Origin of the sequence: Pelagibius sp. 7325 (assembly GCF_037652055.1) — a bacterium.
Lineage (GTDB): Bacteria > Pseudomonadota > Alphaproteobacteria > Kiloniellales > Kiloniellaceae > Pelagibius.
On sequence record NZ_JBBKAH010000003.1, the window covers coordinates 498,840 to 515,981 of the forward strand.

A 17,142-nucleotide genomic window follows, 5' to 3' on the forward strand; every position below is an offset into this window, starting at 1 on the left:
CCGCCGAGATCCGCAACACATCTGTGGCCGACTTCACCATTCCGTGATCGGCCGGACTGCAGCGCGGACCAGTCGCCGCGTAGACGCATCCCGCCGATATGTTAGGCTTTGTCGACAATATAAAGGCCCAACAGAACAGGCTCGGTCCACGGGCCGCATCGAGCGGGAGGAAAGCGCATGAAACTACCCCTATTTCCCTGCTTTGCCGCGGCAGTGACGGCGGGACTGCTGGCCTCCACGGCCAGCGCGCAGACGGTGAAGATCACTCCTCTGGGCAGCCACGCCGGCGAGTTCTGCGCCTTTGACCGCGCCCTGGTGCTGGAGGACCCCAACGGCACGCGCTTGCTGTACGACGCCGGGCGGACGGTGCGCGGCGCCGATGACCCCCGCCTCGGCAACATCGACGCGGTATTGCTGAGCCACGTGCACGGCGATCATCTGGGCGACCGCCACCAGCCGAGCCCCAATGCCGGCACCTGCGGAAAACCGGACGTTTCCGTTGCCGACACACCGGAGTCGGGCACCGTGAAGATCACCGTCGCAAAAAAGGCCACGCTGATCGTCGGCGGCGAGATGGCATCCTTCTTCGCCAAGAAGGTCGCCAATGCCGGCGGCGAGGCAAGCCAGGTGCAGCTGGCCCGCTTCGGCGGCGAGCGCGACGTGAAGGGCGTCACCGTCTACAGCGTGCCGGCGGTGCACTCCAACGGCCTCAGCCCCGCCTTCCTGGACGGCGACCATGCCAAGGCCCTGGAGGAAAGCGGCCTCACCGCCTATCTCGGCCCGCCGGGCGGCTACGTAGTGGAGTTCACCAACGGCCTCACGGTCTACCTCTCCGGCGACACCGGACATACCGCCGAGCAGGAGACGGTGGTGCGCCGCCGCTTCGGCGCCGAACTGGCCGTCATGAACATAGGCGGCGTCTTCACCACCGGGCCGACCGAGGCAGCCTTCGTCATCAACGAACTGGTACAGCCGACGTCCGTCATCGCCTCCCACGCCAACGAGGAGGCAACCTCCGGCGGCAAGCTGAAGGAAGGCACCAAGACGGCCGCCTTCGCGGCGGCCTCGAATGTGCCGGTGCTGCTGCCGCTCAGCGACCGCACGATGGAGTTCGACGCCGGCGGCACCTGCGTCGCGGGGTGTTAGGGGGCCGCGGCGCGCCTAAGCCGCCGCCGCCGCGTTGAAATCGTCGATCATGCCGTCCCACACGGGGACCAGGCCCATGAGGCCGTCCCACCAGGCCTGGTCGCGGCGCGCGTCGAAGTCGGCGAGTGCGATGCCCTGCTGTTCGACCCAGGTGTAATATCCAAGATTGAAGATGCGCTGACGTCCGCGGCGGTCCAGCTCGACCGTGTGGTCGGTCGCCGTGCCCAGCAGGTAGCGGCCGAAGACCTCGGCGGCCGTCAGGTCGTCGAAAGCCTGCCCAGAAAGGCGCTTCTCGGCAATGCCCAGTTCGGTCTCGTACATCGCCGCGCCGTCGGTCGCCACCGTAAGGACAGCGTCGTCCGGACCGAGGTCCATGTATTTCGCGTATTTGATGGCGCCGATGACGTTGGCGATGGAGGAGAGGCCGAGATCGCCCAGCGCCGCCAGCGTCTGCTGGTCGAGGCCAAGGCGGCGGGCGAGAAACTGACGCCCCACCGTGGTGTTGAACAGCAGGTTCAGATTGTCGCAGGCCTCGTCCGAAACGCCGATGACGAAGTCGCTGTTCATCACGTTGTGGATCAGCGGCACGTGCTTGTCGCCGATCCCCTGAATGTTGTGCTCGCCGTAGCCGTTGTAGAGCAAGGTCGGGCACTCGACTGCTTCCAGCACACAGATGTCGGCACCCAGCGTCTCTTTCAAGTGGTCACCGGCGGCCAGCGTGCCGGCCGACCCGGAGGCCGAGACGTAGGCGCGCGCCGCAAGAGCGCTGCCGCCCTTCACCGCTTGGAAGATCCGGGCCAGCGCCGGACCGGTGACGGTACGATGGACGATGTAGTTCCCGAACTCCGCGAACTGGTTAAGGACGACATTATCGGGATCCTTGGCCAGCGTATGACAGGCGTCGTAGATCTCCTTCACGTTGCTCTCGGTGCCCGGTGTGCGCACGATGTCCGAGAGATCGGCGACCCATCTTTCCAGCCAGCGGAAGCGCTCGGCACTCATCCCCTCCGGCAGCACCGCGACGCTGCGACAGCCCAGGATGCGTGAGATCGCCACGCCACCGCGGCAGTAGTTGCCGGTCGATGGCCAGACCGCGCGGTGGTGGCCGGCATCGAACTTTCCCGACAGCAGGCGCGGCACCAAGCAGCCGTAGGCCGCCAGAACCTTGTGGCACTGGACCATGGGGAAGCGGTCGCCCAGGGCGACGATGATTTTGGCATCGACACCGGTCAGTGCCGGCGGCAGTACGATGTGCTCCGGTACCGCGGCGAGGCTGCGCCGGTCCGGCCCGTTGTGCCAGTGGACACGAAACAGGTTTCCAGCGTCCGGTGCGTCGGGGTCGACGTTGGCCAGCGCCGCTGCCTTCTCCTTCAGGCGTGCTGGAGGATCGGCGAGGTCGCCGAGGCGCGGCAGCGTGATCTTGGCGTCGCGGAAGCGGGCGACGTTGCGGTCGTAGGTCGCCTTGTCAACGATTTCTCGTTCCAGACCGAGGCTCATGTCTTTCCTCCCAGGCCCGCCACCTTGCCTTTAGTTTCCGTGATCAAGCCATAGGTTTGCGGCTCGCGGTGGAGGGCGAAATTGAAAATGTTATCCTGGATACGCCGGCAGGCATCCAGGTCGCAAGCATGCACGACGACCTCGTCGTCCAGGGTTTCGCACTGTGCCACGATTTCACCGGTCGGGGCGATGATGCAGCTGCCGCCGATCAGCGCGCAGCCCTCCTCGCTTCCGGCCTTGGCGACGCCCACCACCCAGGTACCGTTCTGGTAGGCCCCGGCCTGCATGACCAGGTGATTGTGGAAATCCTGCAGGTGATCCTGCTCCGGCGCCAGCGCGTAGTGCTGTGGCGTGTTGTAGCCCAGCAGCACCATCTCAACACCCTGCAGACCCATGACGCGGTAAGTCTCCGGCCAGCGGCGGTCGTTGCAAATGCAAAGGCCGAGCCGCCCGTCGAAGGCCTCGAAGACAGGAAAGCCAAGGTCGCCGGTCTCGAAGTAACGCTTCTCCAGGTGCTGGAAGGGTCGCCAGGGCTCGTTGTCGCGGTGCCCCGGCAGATGCACCTTGCGATACTTGCCCACGATCTCACCTTTCCGGTTCACCAGGATCGACGTGTTGAAGTGGCGCCCCTCCGGCGTCAGTTCGGCATAGCCGAGGTTGAAGCCGATACCGAGTTCGCCGGCAAGGTCGAACAGCGGCTGCACCGCCGGGTTGGGCATGGCGCGTTCGAAGAACGCGTCGACCTCCGCCTGGTCTGCGAAGAACCAGCGCGGGAAGAAGGTGGTCAGAGCCAGCTCTGGAAAGATCACGAGATCGGCGCCGTGCGTCTTGGCCTCGCGCATCATGGCTGACAGACGGGCAACGGCGGACTGCCGCGATTCGTCGCGGGCGATGGGACCGAGTTGGGCGGCGGCAACGGTAAGGGTGCGGGACATGATCTCTATCTGGCTGGTTCTGGCTGGCTGGTAGCCGCCGCAAGCATGACCTGCAGCAGCAAGTTGGCACCGGCGGCGATCTCCGCCGGCGCGGTGTACTCCCTGACATTGTGTCTGATACCGCCCTTCGACGGCACGGCGATCATCGCGCACGGGCGGTTCGGCGCGACCATTTGGGCATCGCGGCCGGCGCCCGAGGGCATGCGCCTCACCCAATGCCTGATGCGCGGATTGTTGAAGGAGGAGCGGGTCATGCGGCGACCTCCTGCCAGGAGCGGCCAACCACCTCGCGGTATAGCGCCTCGTCGGTGGCACCCTCGCTACCGATAACCAGCACGTGGGAGTCCGGGCCGAGGCCGAGCGCGCTGCGCGCGGTTTCGTCCTGTGCGGCGGCAATCAGCGCCGCCACGCCGGCGACGCCCGATTCCCCGGCGACCAGCGGGGGATCGCCTTCGATGCCGTCAGCCAGCAGACACATGGTCTCCTTCGCCGCCGCATCGGGCAAGGTCATGGCGGCGGCGGCGCCGGGCTGCAGGATCTCCCAGGCCAGTTGCGAGACCTCGCCGCAGGCAAGCCCGCTCATGAAGGAATCGGTATCGCCGGTGATCGCCGTCGGCCGCTGGTCTTTCAGACTGGCGAACCAGCAGGCGCATTGCTCTGGCTCCACCAGGATCGTCTTAGGCCGCTTCGCGCCGAAGGTTTCCCAGAACCCCGCACAGACCGCTGCCGCCATGCCGCCGACCCCGGCCTGCAGGAACAGGTGGCTGGGGACGACGCCCTCTGTCAGCTGCTCGATAGCCTCAGCGGCCAAGACCGCATAGCCCTGCGTTACCTCGCGCGGCGCATCGAGGGCGACGCCGTCCTCCTGACCATCTCCGGGCGTGTCGGGAATGACATGCCAGCCCTCGCGGCGGGCGACCGCGAAGGTCTCGCGCACCGCGTCGTCGTAGCTGCCCGGGTTGCGGCGCACCTCCGCGCCGTAAGCGGCGATGGCGTGCTCGCGCGCTTCGGTCACCGCCTCATTGATGTAGATGACACAGCGGCAGCCGAACATCCGCGCGCCCCAGGCGACCGAGCGCCCATGATTGCCGTCGGTCGCGGCGGTAACGGTGACCTGCGCGACGATGGCGGCGTGGCTGCCGTCGAGAATCTCCGCCGGATCGATATCCCGGCGACCGGTCTTTTCCGCGACCACGCGCATGAGGCAGCGCTCAACCGCGTAGGCGCCACCCAGCGGCTTGAAGCTGCGCAGGCCGAAGCGCGCCGCCTCGTCCTTGTAAGAGATGCGACCGATGGTCAGCGTCTTGGCGAGCCCGGGGAGATCGACCAGCGGTGTCGGCTGATAGCCTGGCCAGGCGGCGATACACCGCCGCGCCTCGGCCAGGCCCGCGGCGTTCAGCACGGCGGACTGGCGCGTGCCGTAGGGGGCATCCGACGTGGCGCCGGAATTGAATGCCAGCTTGAAGGGGAACTTGGGAGGCGAGAGCGGCATTTCCTCGGGAACTTCGTTCGTTGCTTATTGCGGCAGGCGGGCCGGACGCCGCAACGCCCGACCCGCCGTACCGGTCTTCTTACATGGAGGCCTTGTCGATGGCGTCCAGCATGGCGTTCAGCATGTCGACGCCCTCGGTGCCGAGGCTCTCCTCGATCAGCTTGCGCACCGCCGGCTGGGCGGCGGCGGCAAACTTCTGCTGCTCCTCGGGGGTGACGACGTTCACTTCCATCTTCTCGGCCAGCTTGGGCAGGCCGCGCTCGGAGGCCTCGATGACCCGGGAAACGCCGCGGCCGGCCTCGGTCGCGACCTCGGAGGCCCAGGCGACGATTTTCTGGTGCTCGGGGCTGAGACCCTCGTAGAAGTCCTTGTTCATGGTCCAGATGTAGGGGGTGATCACGTGATTGGTGATCGACAGGTACTTCTGGACCTCATCGAACTTGGCGAAGGCGATGATCGGGATCGGGTTCATCTGGCCGTCGGCGACGCCGGTCTGCAGCGAGGTGTAGACCTCCGCCCAGGGCAGCGGCGTGGCCTGACCGCCCAGGGAGTCGACCATGGCCTTGTGGGTCGGCAGGGTCATGGTGCGGATCTTCAGGCCCTTCATATCCTCGACCGTCTCGATCGGACGCTCGGAGTTGGAGAAGGCGAAGAAGCCGCCGGAATCGATCATGCCCAGCACCTTCAGACCGGTCTTGGCCTCCAGGTCGCCGGTGAACTTCTTGCCGAAATCGCTGCGCTGGTCGATCACGCGGCTGGCCACGGCGATATTCGGAAAGGCGAAGGGAATGTCGAAGACGCCGACCAGCGGATAGTGCTGGGCGATGCCGCCGGCCGATGAGATCGTCGACTCGACGATGCCGTCGCGCACCTGCTGGATGACCTCATTGTCCTTGCCCAGTTGGCCGTTGGGATAGAGCAGCACCTCGATCTCGCCGCTGCTGGCAGATTCGACCAGGGACTTGAAGATCGCGGCCATTGCGCCGGAGTGGCTCTCGAAGGGATCGGCCGGGTTCAGGTGGCCGACGCGGATGGTAACCTCCGCGGCCGACGCGGGGGTGGCCAGCGACGCGGCGAGCAGCGCGCCCGCAGCGGCGGTGGTCAGTTTCTTCAGGACTGTCATGGTTGCCTCCTTGTTCAGTGCTTTGTTTGACAGTTGCGGGGTTCAGAATCCGAGCCAGCGGGGCACCGCCAGCGTCATGTCTTCCCAGTAGGAAACCAGGATAAGCACCGCCACCTCCGCCAACAGGAAGGGCCAGAGGGAGCGGGTGATGTTCTCGATCTTCTCCTTGGTGACCGAGGCCAGCACGAAGAGGCAGGCGCCGACCGGCGGAGTCATCAGCGAAATGTTTAGAGCCAGCACGATCATGATGCCGGCGTGCACGGGGTCCATGCCGATTTTCAGAGTGAGCGGCGCGAGAACCGGCGCCAGGATGATCAGCGTCGCGTTGATGTCCATGAAAAGACCGATGAACAGCAGCAGCGCGATGATCATGGCGATGATCATGTTGGGGTCGCTGGACAGCGCGAGGAAGCCGTTGGCGACCGCCTGGGGAATCTGGTTAAAGGTCATCCACCAGCCGAGGATCGAGGCCGAGGCGATGATGAGGAAGATCACCCCCGTGATGCGCACGGTGCGCACGCACATCTCGTAGAGATCCTGGAAGGTGAGATTGCGGTAGACCAGTCCGCCGATGGCCAGCGCATAGGCGACGGCGATGGAGGCCGCCTCGGTCGGCGTCGCGATGCCGCCCAGAATCGAGCCGAGGATGAAGACCGGCAGCACCAGTGCCAGGATCGATTTGCGGAAGGCGTAGAGAATTTCGCGGAGCTTCGGGCCGCCCTCGGCCTTGGGAAGGTTGAGGCGCTTGCCGAGCGCGGCGATCACCGCCATGCAGATGGCGCAGATCAAGAGGCCCGGCACGATGCCTGCGGCGAAGAGGCCGGCGATGGAAACCCCCATGAGGGAGCCGTAGATCACCATGAGAGTCGAGGGCGGAATGGTCGGCCCGATGATCGAACCCGCCGCCGTCACCGCGCAGGCGAAGGGCTTGGTGTAGCCCTGCTTCACCATGGCCGGCACCAGAGTGTTGCCGAAGGCGGCGGCGTCGGCCGTTGCCGCGCCGGTGATACCGGCGAACATCACCGAGGCCAGCATGTTGGAGTGGGCCATGCCGCCGCGCATCCAGCCGACCAGTGTCGAGGCGAAAAGCACCAGGTTGGTGGTGATGCCCGAGCGGTTCATGATCTCGCCGGCCAGGATGAAGAAGGGCATGGCGAGAAAAGGAAAGAGATCGAGCCCGGCGAACATGCGGTCCGGCGCCATCATCAGGAAACGGCCGCCTCCCATATCGAAGATGCCGACCAATCCGGCGATGCCGAGAGCGAAACCGACCGGCATGCCGAGGAAGAGAAGTCCGAAGAAGGCGAGGGCGACCCAGATCATCTCAGATCTCCACCCGCTCGGCGGCGGTGATGCCGTCTTCGGAAAAGAAGTCGTGGATGGCGACGAGGAAGAGCTGGACACAAGCCAAGCCAGCGGCCAGCGGCACGCCCATGAAGGGATAGGCCTTGGGGATGTTCTCGATCATGGTGAAACGGGAAAACCCGCGCTCCACGAAGCCCAGGCCGTAGAAGAAGATGATGGCGAAGAAGCCGAAGGCGATGATGTCGAAGGCAACCGCCAGCCCTTTCTGCACCCGGCGCGGGAACTGATCGAAGATCACCAGCATGCCGATGTGCTCGCGGTGGCTGATGCCGCTGGAGACGGCGAGAAGCGCCGCCCAGATCATCAGGTAGCGCGCCAGTTCCTCGGTGAAGGTCCAGCCGATCGGTATGAGGTAGCGCACGATGACGCCCAGCCAGACGTCAAGAATCAGCAGCACCAGCAGCAACACGCAGAAGCGCTCCACCAGCCAGTTCAGCCGGCGGCTCGCACGGATAGCCTTCCTGTCGAGACCCTGCACCCTGTTTGCCCCCTGTGGTGGCCACCCGCCCGGTCTGCCGCCGGGACTTTTCGGCCGTCTCGCCTTGGGGTCCTCCGCCTGCCCCGCCGCCACTCTGAAATTCATTTTTTGGAAAGTCAAGAAACCTGAAACTTGCGTTTCAACCATCGGCTGACTAACGTGGTCGCCTGCCGGCCGGAGAAAAGCAGGATGCCCGCCAAGAAATCCCCTCGGAACAACGGCAAGGCCAAGACGGCCCTGCCCGCCTCGGTCGAAAGCCGCATCAAGGCCAGCTATCCCGAACTGCCGGAGAGCGAGCGGCGCATCGCCGACCTGATCCTGGAGTTTCCCGGCGAGATGGCCGCCTATTCCGCCACCGAGCTCGCCGAACTCTCGGGCGGCTCCAAGGCCGCCGTCACCCGCCTGGTCCAGCGCATCGGCTTTGCCACCTACGACGAGGCGCGCCGCGCCGCCCGCGACGCCCAGAGCTGGGGATCCCCGCTCTACCTCATGGCGCGGGAGACCAAGAAGACCGGGTTCAGCGACCGGGTGCGCGCGCACATCGAGCAGGACGTCCAGAACATCGCCTTCACCCTGGAGGGACTGCGCGGCGATTCCTTCAATGAGATGGTGACGTCGATCTGCCAGGCGCGGCGCGTCTTCCTGCTGGGCTACCGCAACAGCCACTACCTGGCCGGATACGCGCGCTGGCAGATCATCCAGGGGCGCGGCGACGTCTACCTGCTGCCGGCGGCCGGCGAGACCATCGCCGAAGAGATCGCGGACTTCACCGCCGAGGATGTACTGATCGTCGTCGGCTTCCGCCGCCGCCTGTCCCAGGTGCCGCAGGCGATGGCCGCGGCCGCCGCGGCCGGCGCGCGCATCGTCTACATCACCGACCGCGCCGCTGCGCCTTCACCACACGCCACCTGGACGCTGCCCTGCGCTGTGCGCGGCATGGATCTTTTCGACCGCTACGCGGCGGCGATGTCCCTGCTGCACTTCCTCTGCGTCGCCATCGTCGAAGAGTTGGGCAAGGAAGGCCGCACGCGCCTGCAGCGGATCGAAACCCTCCACGAAGATCTGCACGACTTCGATTGAGAAGTTTTCTTCATCCTTCGAGACGCCGCCTGTCGCGACTCTTCGGGATGAGGACCAAACCAAAGACCTCGGCCGGAGGACAGCCGGAGGGCCGTCTCGAAGAACGAGGCCGCTGTCCGACACTTACGGTACTGCAAGAAACCGGCCCGGCCGGTTAGCAGTCATTCTGATACCTTCGTAGGTCACTTCGCCGTTCACCAGCACCCTGTCGATGCCGGCGGCGGGTTGCTCCGGGTCGTCGTAGTCGGCGCGGTCGATCACCGTCTCAGGATCGAACAACACGAGATCGGCATGATAGCCCTGTTTCACGAAGCCGCGGTCCTTCAGGCCCAGCACTTGCGCCGTCCGGCCGGTCATCTTGGCGACGGCCTCCTCCAAGCCCAACACCCCGCGCTCGCGCACGAAGTGGCCGAGTACGCGGGGGAAAGTCCCCCAGAGGCGCGGGTGCGGGCGCTTGTCGTGCGGCAGGCCGTCGGAGCCGACCAGGGTCGGCGGGAACGTCAGGATGCGCAGCAGGTCCGGCTCGTCCATCTGATAGTAGATGGCGCCGCCGGGGCGCAGGCGGTGGAGCGCGGTCATGGCGTCGGTACCCCACGCGGCCGCGATGTCATCAAGGTCGCGCCCGGCCATCTCCGGGTGGCTATCGGACCACGAGACGGTGACGCGGCGCGATTCTTTGACGACGCGCTCCAGCAGCACAGTGGAGCTGGCGGTGTAGGGATAGACGTCGAGGTCGATGTTCAGTGTCTCGCGCGCCTCGGCGATCATCGCCAGCGTCGTCGCCGAGAGGCCGAAATTGCCCTCGCCACAGCACTTGTGGTGGGAGATCAGGGTACGCACGCCGCTTTCCCGCGCAATGGAGATGGTCTCGGCAACGGAGGATACCACGCCGCCCGCCTCGTCGCGCATGTGGGTGGTGAAGAGGCGCCCGGCGGCGGCAACGTCGCGGGCCAGCGCCACCACCTCGGAGGTCGGGGCGTAGCGCGAGGGCGGATAGGCGAGCCCCGTCGAAACGCCGAGGGCGCCGGCATCGAGCGCCTCGGCCAAATCTTCGCGCATGGTAGCGATCTCAGTCTCCGTCGCCGGGCGGTCGAGGTCGTGCCCCATCGCCCGCACGCGCAGGGTCATGTGGCCGACCAGCGCGGCGACGTTCACCGCGCCAGGAGTCTGCTCGATCCGGCGGCGGTAGTCGGCGAAGCGCGGATAGGCGAAATCGGTGGCCTTGCCCAGCAGGTTGATCGGCGCGATGACTTCACCATCAGAAAGCACCGGATCCGGCGCCAGGCTGATGCCGCAGTTGCCGACCACCACGGTGGTAACGCCCTGGCTCACCTTCGGCAGGATAGTGTCGGCAGCCAGGGCCGCGCGGTCGTCGTGGGTGTGCACGTCGATGAAGCCCGGCGCCAGCACGCGGTCGCTACCGTCGATCACGGCTGCAGCCTCGCCGTCCAGCCCCGTCCCAACTGCGGCGATGCGACCATCAGCGACGGCGACGTCGGCGACGAAACCTGCGGCCCCGCTGCCGTCGACGACGGTCACTTCCTTGAACAGCTTATCCCAGCGCGCGATGGTCCTTCACTCCCTCAATGCTGTCGGCCCGGACGGAGATGATAGCCTCGTCCAGCCCGCTGAGGGAAACCAGAACGGCGTTCTCGGCCACGCAGTAGGGCTCGAAGATCACCCGGCCGATCAGCTTGCCATTGCGCCGCACCGCGGCCCCGTGAGGCAGCGCGGCACCGTGGTGACTGCCGATCATCCACACCTTGTCCTGCACGCAGATGTGCGTGACGCGGTCGCCGGTACCGAGGTGCAGGCAGGCCTCGTGGCCGAGTTCCAGGCGCGTGCCGGCGTGCACGGCGACGTGAAAGTCGGCGCCATCGACCGGCGCCATGGTGTCGAAGGCAACGGCCGCGGCGAGCTGAGCCAGCGGCGAGACCGGGAAGATCGAGTTGTGCAGCACGGCGCAGCGCCCGCCCACCGCCGGATCTTCGCCCAGGAAGCTGCCGCAGTCCGTGCGCTGCTGCACCAGTTCGCTGTCGGCTGCAAAGAGCGTGCCGTCGCGCGCCAGGGCGATGAGCCCGGCGTCGGCACGGGGATGCGCGGCAAGCTCCGCCTCCACCGCCTGGCGCGGGGTCTCGCCCTGCTTCAGCCGCTCCAGCACGGCGGCGTTGATCGGCCCACCACCAGCACCCGGCATGTTGGGCAGGCGGTGGCCGGTGACGATGCCCACGGCGGGATCGGCCGGGGTGAACTGCAACAGCGGCTCCGGCCGGTTCGGGCCGCTCGACATGAGGGCAGCCAGGCGCGCCGTGGCGAAGGACGGCGGCGGTAAGACACCCGTCGACTCCGCGTCGGTGAACAGGGTCGTGGTACCGCCGCGCTGGGTGTCGGCGTGGAGCGCGCGGCCATCGTCGGTCAGCACCACGAAGCTGACGAAGCCGCCGAGAGCGCCGCGCGCGACGCGCTCGACCGCGCGCAGGGCCATGAAAGTGGCAAGACCCGCCATGGGGCCGGAAACGGCGATACCGATGGTCATGTTCTACCTGACATCATTGAGCGACGAAGTGCCCCTTGGCCACCTCGGCCAGGGGGCCGCGCGGCAGGCTGGCAACGTCGGGTTCCGGCAAGGCGCCGCGCAGCCGCGCCGGGTCGGGCACCGGTACGGCGGCCAGCAGCGCCCGGGTGTAGGGGTGGCGCGGGTCGTTCAGCACCGCCTGGCGCGGGCCGATCTCCACGATGCGGCCCTTGTGCATGACGGCGACGCGGTGGCTGACCTCTTCCACCACCGCCATGTCGTGGCTGATGAAGAGGTAGCCGAGACCGAGGCTCTGCTGCAACTCCAGCAGCAGTTCCAGCACTTGGGCCTGCACCGAGACGTCGAGCGCCGAGGTCGGCTCGTCGGCAACCATCAGCTTCGGCCCGACACCCAGCGCCCGGGCGATGCAGAGCCGCTGGCGCTGGCCGCCGGAGAACTCGTGCGGGTAGCGCCGGATGTGCTCGCTGCCGAGGCCGACGCGGCGGAACAGCATCTCGACGCGATCGTCCAGCTCGCCGCCCGAGGCGACGCCGTGGATCACCATCGGCTCGGCGACCAGGCGGCCGGCACTCATGCGCGGGTTCAAGGCTGCGAAGGGGTCCTGGAAGATCATCTGCATTTCGCGGCGCACCTTGCGCAGCATCTGCGGCCCGAGCTTGCGCAGATCGATGCCGTCAACGTCGATCTCGCCGGAATCGACCTCCAGCAGGCGCAGCACGGCGCGCCCGGTGGTCGACTTGCCCGAGCCGCTCTCGCCGACCAGCGCCAAGGTCTCACCGGCCCGCAAGTCGAAGGAGACATCGTCCATGGCGATGGTGCCGCCGCCCCTGGCAAAGAAAAAACCTTGCTCACGGAAAGTCTTGCAGAGCCCGCGGACATCGACAAGCGGGGCGCCCACCGGCTTCGGTTGCTCGACCACCCGGCGCGGCGCCGCCGTCGCGGCGAAGGCGCCGAGGCGCGGAACCGCGGCCAGCAGGCGGCGGGTGTAATCGGCCTTGGGCTTGGCGAAAAGATCGGCAACAGCCCCCTCCTCCACCTTCTGACCTTCCTTCATCACCACCACGCGGTCGGCCATCTCGGCGACCACGCCCATGTCATGGGTGATGAGGATTATCGCAGTGTCGAAGTTCTTCTTGAGGTCGCGCATGAGGTCGAGGATCTGCGCCTGCACGGTCACGTCGAGGGCTGTCGTCGGTTCGTCGGCGATGAGGATCGCCGGATCGCTCGCCATCGCCATCGCGATCATCACGCGCTGTCGCATGCCGCCTGAAAGCTCGTGCGGAAACTGGCGCAGCCGCTCCTTCGGGCGGTCGAGGCCGACCAGGGTCAGCATCTCTACCGCGCGGACCTCCGCCTCCGCCTGGGACATGCCTTGGTGCTCGACGAGACCCTCGGTGAGCTGCAGGCCGATGCGCAGCACCGGCGTCAGCGAGGTCATCGGCTCCTGAAAGATCATGGTGATCTCGTTGCCGCGCAGCCGGCGCAGCGCGGCCGGCGGCAAGGTCAGAAGGTCGCGGCCATGGAAGTGGGCACTGCCGCTCTCGATGGTCGCGCTGCGCGGCGGCAGTAGGCCCAGCAAGGCAAGACTGGAGACGCTCTTGCCGGAGCCGCTCTCACCGACGATGGCCAGGGTCTCGCCACGCTTCAGGTCGTAGGAGAGGTTCTTCACCGCGCGGTTGCGCCCCTCGCCCTTGCCAAAGGAAATCGACAGGTCGCGTACCTGGAGGATGGTGTGGTCGTCCGCCATAACCTCGCCCCTAGCGCTGCCGCTGGCGTGGGTCGAGCACCTCGCGGATGCCGTCGCCCAGCAGGTTGAAGCCCAGCACGGTGACCGCAATGGCAAGGCCCGGGAAGATCATCATCCAGGGTGCGCGCGAGATGAGGTCGCGGCTGGACGACAGCATGAAGCCCCACTCCGGCTGCGGCGGCTGAGCGCCGAGTCCCAGGAAGCTGAGGCCCGCCGCGGCCAGCACCGCGGTGGAGACGCCGAGGGTGCCGACGACGATGAGGGTCGGCATCACGTTGGGCAGCAGGTGCAGGAAAATGAGGCGCAGGCGCCCGGCGCCGGCGGAGACGGCCGCTTCGAAATAGGGCTTGTTCTTCTCCACCAGCACCACCGAGTGGGTGACACGGGCGTAGAAGGGGATCGAGGCAATGCCGATGGCGATCATCGCGTTGGTAAGGCCGATGCCGAAGATGGCGAGGCAGGCCAGCGCGATGACGATCTCGGTGAAGGAGAACAGCACATCGACCAGGCGCATGAGGATGCGCTCGACCCACTTGGAGCCGTAGCCGGCGACGAGGCCCAGCAGCAGGCCGAGGGTGAGCGAGATGCCAACGGCGATGACGCCGATCTGCAAGGTGAGCTGCGCGCCGTAGACGATGCGGCTGAAGACGTCGCGCCCGAAGTCGTCGGTGCCCATGAGGTGGCTGAGCGAAGGCGGCTGCAGTCGCGGCCCCGCGGCCATGCGCAGCGGGTCGTAGGGTGCGATGAGCGGCGCGGCGATCGCGGTCACCACCAGCAGGCCGACGATGAACAAGCCGATGCAACCGCTGGGGCTGCGCAGCAGGCTGGCAAGGAAGGCGGTGAAGGGCCGCGCTGCCGCCGGACGGCCGCGGTCCACGGCCTGGGTTTCCGCCGCACTCGCCATCAGCCGTACCGGATGCGCGGATCGAGAACCGCATAGAGCACGTCGATGATCACCGAGACGATCACCACCACGCTGGCGAAGAACAGGATGAAGCCCTGGATCATCGGGTAGTCGCGGGCAAAGACCGCCTCGATGGCGAGCCGACCGACGCCGTTCCAGGCAAAGACGTTCTCCACCACGATGGCGCCGCCCATCATGTAGGCGAACTGCAGGCCCATCATGGAGACGATGGGCACCAGGCCGGAGCGCAAGGCATGGCGGTAGAGCACCAGCGACTTCGGCAGGCCCTTGGCGTTGGCCGTGCGCACGAAGTCCTGATCGAAGATGTCGATCATCGCCGAGCGCGTGAGCCGCGCCAGCACCGCGGCGTTGGCAAGACCCAGCGTCATGGCCGGCAGGATGAGGCTGCGCCAGTCGTTGCCGGCGACCGGCAGCCACTGCAGCTGCAGCGAAAAGAAGAACAGGAGCAGCAGGCCGAGCCAGAAGTGCGGCATGGAGACGCCGATGATGGCGGTCACCATGGCGGCGGCGTCGCTCGCGGTGCCGCGCTTGTAGGCCGCGAAGAATCCCAACGACATGCCGATGGCGATGGCAATCGCGAGACTGGCGCTGGCCAGCGCCAGGGTCGGCGGGAAGCGGGTCAGGAGCACGTCCAGCACCGGCTGGTCACCAACGATGGAGCGCCCGAGATCGCCCTGGAACAGGCGGCCGAGATAACTCAGGTACTGCAGGTGGATCGGCTGGTCGAGCCCGAGCGACGTGCGGATCGCCTCGATCTGCTCCGGCGTCGACTGGAACTTGGCGTACATGATGCGCACCGGGTCGCCCGGCACCGCGTGGATCAGCAGGGTGACCGCGATGGTGGTGATCCAGATGGTCACCGCCGCGGCGATCAGGCGCTGGATGATGAAGCGGAGCATCGGAGCGACCTAGCGACGCTGTCGTCCCGGGACCTGATCCCGGGACCCAATGCCCTCGCCGCCACGACGGGTGCTCCCGTTTGAAGGGCGGCACAGGCGGCCAGCGCCAATGGACCCCGGGGTCAAGCCCCGGGGTGACATTGACATAGGTATTGCCATTGCAGGTTCATAGCTCACGCTGTGCAACTCCGGCAAACCCTGTACCTACTTCAACTTCACGTCCTGGAACATCGGATGCAGGAAGGCGCCGACTTTGAAGCCCTCGACCTCCGGGCGGACGGCGAAGACCCATTCCCAGCCCGGCGTGTAGAGGCCGATGTGGGCGGCATTCTCCATCAGGTACCTGATGACGTCCTGCACGGCCTTCAGACGGGCTTCCGGCTCGATGGTGGTGCGGGTCTTCTCCAGCATGGCGTCAAGCTCCGGGGTCTGGAAGCCCGAGTAGGCGCCCGGCGAGTGCCACAGGGCATAGAGGATGTCGGGGTCGTACCAGCCCCAGGTCATCATGTCGAAGGTGCCCGGGCCGCCTTCGGTCATCTCGTTCTGCTCCTTCACCCGGGCGTTCATGGTGCCGATGTCCATGATCTCGATGGCCGCCTTGATGCCGACCTGGGCCAGCTGGGCCTGGAAGATCTCCGCCAGCTTGTGGCGGTTACCGCCGGTCCAGACGAACATCGTGGTCTCCAGCGGCTTGTCCGGGCCGTAGCCCATTTCGGCGAGCAGCGCCTTGGCCTTCTCCGGGTCGTAGGGATAGCCGTACTGCTTGCAGAACTCCTGGTCGTTGCCGAAGACGCCGCGCGACACCGGGCACCACTCGCGCTGGCTGAGCCCGCCGTAGATGATGTCGATCGCCATCTGCGCATCGGTGGCGTAGGCGACCGCCTGGCGGGCGCGGATGTCGTTGAAGGGCGGGCGCGAGATGGTGAATTCCCAGAACACGTTCTGGCCGGTGTTGTCGGCCACCACGATGTCGAGTTCGCCGGCCTCCTTGATTGCCGGGATGTCGTCGAAGGGCGGCTCGGCGATGTGCACCTCGCCGGTGCGCAAGGCGGCGAGACGGGTCTGCGGCTCCGGCACCGTGCGCACCACCAGGCGGTCGATATAGGGCGCGCCCTTGTTGGCGACCGGCTTGCCGAAGTTCCGGTAATCGGGGTTCTTCTCCAGGGTCACCGCGCTGCCCTTCACCCACTCGACCAGCTTGAAGGGGCCCGTGCCGATGGCCGTCGAACTGCCGAAGGTATCGGCGGTGTTGGTGTCACAGACCATCGAGGAGAAGCTGTCGGCCAGGAACGGCAGGAAGGCGCCAAAGCGCGAGGTCATGGAGACCTTCACGGTCAGCGGGTCGACCACCTCGACCGCTTCGATCGGCCCCCAGCTGGTCTTGGTGAGGCTGGGCTTCGCGCCGTCGAAGGCGCGGTCGATGGTGTACTTCACGTCCTCGGCGTTGAACGGAGAGCCGTCGTGGCAGAGCACGCCGTCCTCCAGCGCCAGGGTGTAAGACAGGCCGTCGTCGCTGACCGTCCATGACTTGGCGAGGTTCGCCCGCGGCTTGCCGTCCTCGTCGAAGGCCAGCAGGGTGTCGTAGATCTGGTCCCAGACCTGCATCGACAGCGTCGAGGTGGCGCGGTGCGGGTCCAGCGAGTCGATGTCGCCGTAACGCGCCCAGACCAGCTCGCTGGCCTGCGCACTGGTGAAGGCGCCTGCGACGGCCAGTGCCGCCGACAGCCCCGCGGCCAGGCGAATGCTTTGATGGTGCAGCCTCATGATGGTTCCCCTGTTGCAGACGGTGGTCTTCAGGCCACCGGTTCGGATCGCAGTGCAACAAGGGGATCAGATGCGGAATTTTCGTGCAACAAAATTTGAAAAACTAAATTTTTAATTTCATTTTTGAACCAAACCGCTGTTGCCTGTCACCGATC

General features: G+C 66.5%; 15 protein-coding genes. 2 read left to right on the plus strand and 13 right to left on the minus strand.

The genetic code is table 11. The features are described 5' to 3' along the window. Nucleotides 1–177: 177 nt before the first annotated feature. Nucleotides 178–1,146, plus strand: coding sequence for an MBL fold metallo-hydrolase (locus WDC82_RS11370; RefSeq protein ID WP_340117432.1), 969 nt, complete (start codon nucleotides 178–180; stop codon nucleotides 1,144–1,146). A 15-nt stretch (nucleotides 1,147–1,161) separates the two neighbouring features. Here WDC82_RS11370 and WDC82_RS11375 read toward each other — a convergent pair whose 3' ends face one another. From WDC82_RS11375 to WDC82_RS11405, 7 genes are all read right to left on the minus strand, one after another. Next, on the minus strand, nucleotides 1,162–2,643 hold the full coding sequence (locus WDC82_RS11375; protein WP_340117433.1) for a hypothetical protein: 1,482 nt from the start codon (nucleotides 2,641–2,643) through the stop codon (nucleotides 1,162–1,164). Next, nucleotides 2,640–3,578: an N-carbamoyl-D-amino-acid hydrolase gene (locus WDC82_RS11380; RefSeq protein ID WP_340117434.1), complete on the minus strand. Its 939-nt coding sequence runs from the start codon at nucleotides 3,576–3,578 to the stop codon at nucleotides 2,640–2,642. The genes WDC82_RS11375 and WDC82_RS11380 overlap by 4 nt, the downstream gene beginning before the upstream one ends. A gap of 5 nt (nucleotides 3,579–3,583) precedes the next feature. Further along, entirely contained in the window at nucleotides 3,584–3,832 is a 249-nt protein-coding gene (locus tag WDC82_RS11385; RefSeq protein ID WP_340117435.1) for a hypothetical protein, read from the minus strand. Beyond that, nucleotides 3,829–5,070, minus strand: a complete 1,242-nt coding sequence (locus WDC82_RS11390; RefSeq protein WP_340117436.1) for a diaminopropionate ammonia-lyase — start codon at nucleotides 5,068–5,070, stop codon at nucleotides 3,829–3,831. Before WDC82_RS11390 ends, WDC82_RS11385 begins: the two co-directional genes overlap by 4 nt. A gap of 79 nt (nucleotides 5,071–5,149) precedes the next feature. After that, nucleotides 5,150–6,193: a DctP family TRAP transporter solute-binding subunit gene (locus tag WDC82_RS11395; protein WP_340117437.1), complete on the minus strand. Its 1,044-nt coding sequence runs from the start codon at nucleotides 6,191–6,193 to the stop codon at nucleotides 5,150–5,152. A 42-nt stretch (nucleotides 6,194–6,235) separates the two neighbouring features. Continuing rightward, a complete protein-coding gene (locus WDC82_RS11400; protein ID WP_340117438.1) occupies nucleotides 6,236–7,516 on the minus strand; it encodes a TRAP transporter large permease in 1,281 nt (426 codons plus the stop codon). A 1-nt stretch (nucleotide 7,517) separates the two neighbouring features. Then, nucleotides 7,518–8,036, minus strand: a complete 519-nt coding sequence (locus tag WDC82_RS11405) for a TRAP transporter small permease (protein WP_340117439.1) — start codon at nucleotides 8,034–8,036, stop codon at nucleotides 7,518–7,520. Between the two features lie 189 nt (nucleotides 8,037–8,225). Between WDC82_RS11405 and WDC82_RS11410 the strand changes: the two genes are divergently transcribed. Continuing rightward, nucleotides 8,226–9,116 carry a MurR/RpiR family transcriptional regulator gene (locus tag WDC82_RS11410; RefSeq protein WP_340117440.1) on the plus strand — a complete coding sequence of 297 codons (891 nt, stop codon included), beginning with the start codon at nucleotides 8,226–8,228 and terminating at the stop codon, nucleotides 9,114–9,116. Nucleotides 9,117–9,239: 123 nt separating this feature from the next. Here the strand turns inward: WDC82_RS11410 and WDC82_RS11415 are convergent, their stop codons facing one another. The 6 genes from WDC82_RS11415 to WDC82_RS11440 all read right to left on the minus strand — a co-directional run bounded on the left by WDC82_RS11415 (nucleotide 9,240) and on the right by WDC82_RS11440 (nucleotide 16,987). Next, nucleotides 9,240–10,655 (minus strand): D-aminoacylase, encoded by a 1,416-nt coding sequence (locus tag WDC82_RS11415; protein ID WP_340117441.1) that lies wholly within the window; start codon nucleotides 10,653–10,655, stop codon nucleotides 9,240–9,242. Between the two features lie 13 nt (nucleotides 10,656–10,668). Continuing rightward, nucleotides 10,669–11,652: a hypothetical protein gene (locus WDC82_RS11420; protein WP_340117442.1), complete on the minus strand. Its 984-nt coding sequence runs from the start codon at nucleotides 11,650–11,652 to the stop codon at nucleotides 10,669–10,671. Nucleotides 11,653–11,665: 13 nt separating this feature from the next. Next, nucleotides 11,666–13,399 carry an ABC transporter ATP-binding protein gene (locus WDC82_RS11425; RefSeq protein WP_340117443.1) on the minus strand — a complete coding sequence of 578 codons (1,734 nt, stop codon included), beginning with the start codon at nucleotides 13,397–13,399 and terminating at the stop codon, nucleotides 11,666–11,668. A 10-nt stretch (nucleotides 13,400–13,409) separates the two neighbouring features. After that, nucleotides 13,410–14,303: a nickel transporter permease gene (gene nikC / locus WDC82_RS11430; protein ID WP_340117444.1), complete on the minus strand. Its 894-nt coding sequence runs from the start codon at nucleotides 14,301–14,303 to the stop codon at nucleotides 13,410–13,412. After that, nucleotides 14,303–15,223 carry an ABC transporter permease gene (locus WDC82_RS11435; protein ID WP_340117445.1) on the minus strand — a complete coding sequence of 307 codons (921 nt, stop codon included), beginning with the start codon at nucleotides 15,221–15,223 and terminating at the stop codon, nucleotides 14,303–14,305. Before WDC82_RS11435 ends, nikC begins: the two co-directional genes overlap by 1 nt. A 204-nt stretch (nucleotides 15,224–15,427) precedes the next feature. Then, entirely contained in the window at nucleotides 15,428–16,987 is a 1,560-nt protein-coding gene (locus WDC82_RS11440; RefSeq protein WP_340117446.1) for an ABC transporter substrate-binding protein, read from the minus strand. Nucleotides 16,988–17,142 lie beyond the last annotated feature (155 nt).

Bases quoted from the DNA above. Each gene is read 5' to 3' on its own strand.
- WDC82_RS11370 (WP_340117432.1), top strand. From the start codon at position 178: ATGAAACTACCCCTATTTCCCTGCTTTGCCGCGGCAGTGACGGCGGGA.
- WDC82_RS11425 (WP_340117443.1), bottom strand. From the start codon at position 13,399: ATGGCGGACGACCACACCATCCTCCAGGTACGCGACCTGTCGATTTCC.
- WDC82_RS11410 (WP_340117440.1), top strand. From the start codon at position 8,226: ATGCCCGCCAAGAAATCCCCTCGGAACAACGGCAAGGCCAAGACGGCC.
- nikC (WP_340117444.1), bottom strand. From the start codon at position 14,303: ATGGCGAGTGCGGCGGAAACCCAGGCCGTGGACCGCGGCCGTCCGGCG.
- WDC82_RS11435 (WP_340117445.1), bottom strand. From the start codon at position 15,223: ATGCTCCGCTTCATCATCCAGCGCCTGATCGCCGCGGCGGTGACCATC.
- WDC82_RS11395 (WP_340117437.1), bottom strand. From the start codon at position 6,193: ATGACAGTCCTGAAGAAACTGACCACCGCCGCTGCGGGCGCGCTGCTC.
- WDC82_RS11400 (WP_340117438.1), bottom strand. From the start codon at position 7,516: ATGATCTGGGTCGCCCTCGCCTTCTTCGGACTTCTCTTCCTCGGCATG.
- WDC82_RS11390 (WP_340117436.1), bottom strand. From the start codon at position 5,070: ATGCCGCTCTCGCCTCCCAAGTTCCCCTTCAAGCTGGCATTCAATTCC.
- WDC82_RS11385 (WP_340117435.1), bottom strand. From the start codon at position 3,832: ATGACCCGCTCCTCCTTCAACAATCCGCGCATCAGGCATTGGGTGAGG.
- WDC82_RS11375 (WP_340117433.1), bottom strand. From the start codon at position 2,643: ATGAGCCTCGGTCTGGAACGAGAAATCGTTGACAAGGCGACCTACGAC.
- WDC82_RS11420 (WP_340117442.1), bottom strand. From the start codon at position 11,652: ATGACCATCGGTATCGCCGTTTCCGGCCCCATGGCGGGTCTTGCCACT.
- WDC82_RS11380 (WP_340117434.1), bottom strand. From the start codon at position 3,578: ATGTCCCGCACCCTTACCGTTGCCGCCGCCCAACTCGGTCCCATCGCC.
- WDC82_RS11440 (WP_340117446.1), bottom strand. From the start codon at position 16,987: ATGAGGCTGCACCATCAAAGCATTCGCCTGGCCGCGGGGCTGTCGGCG.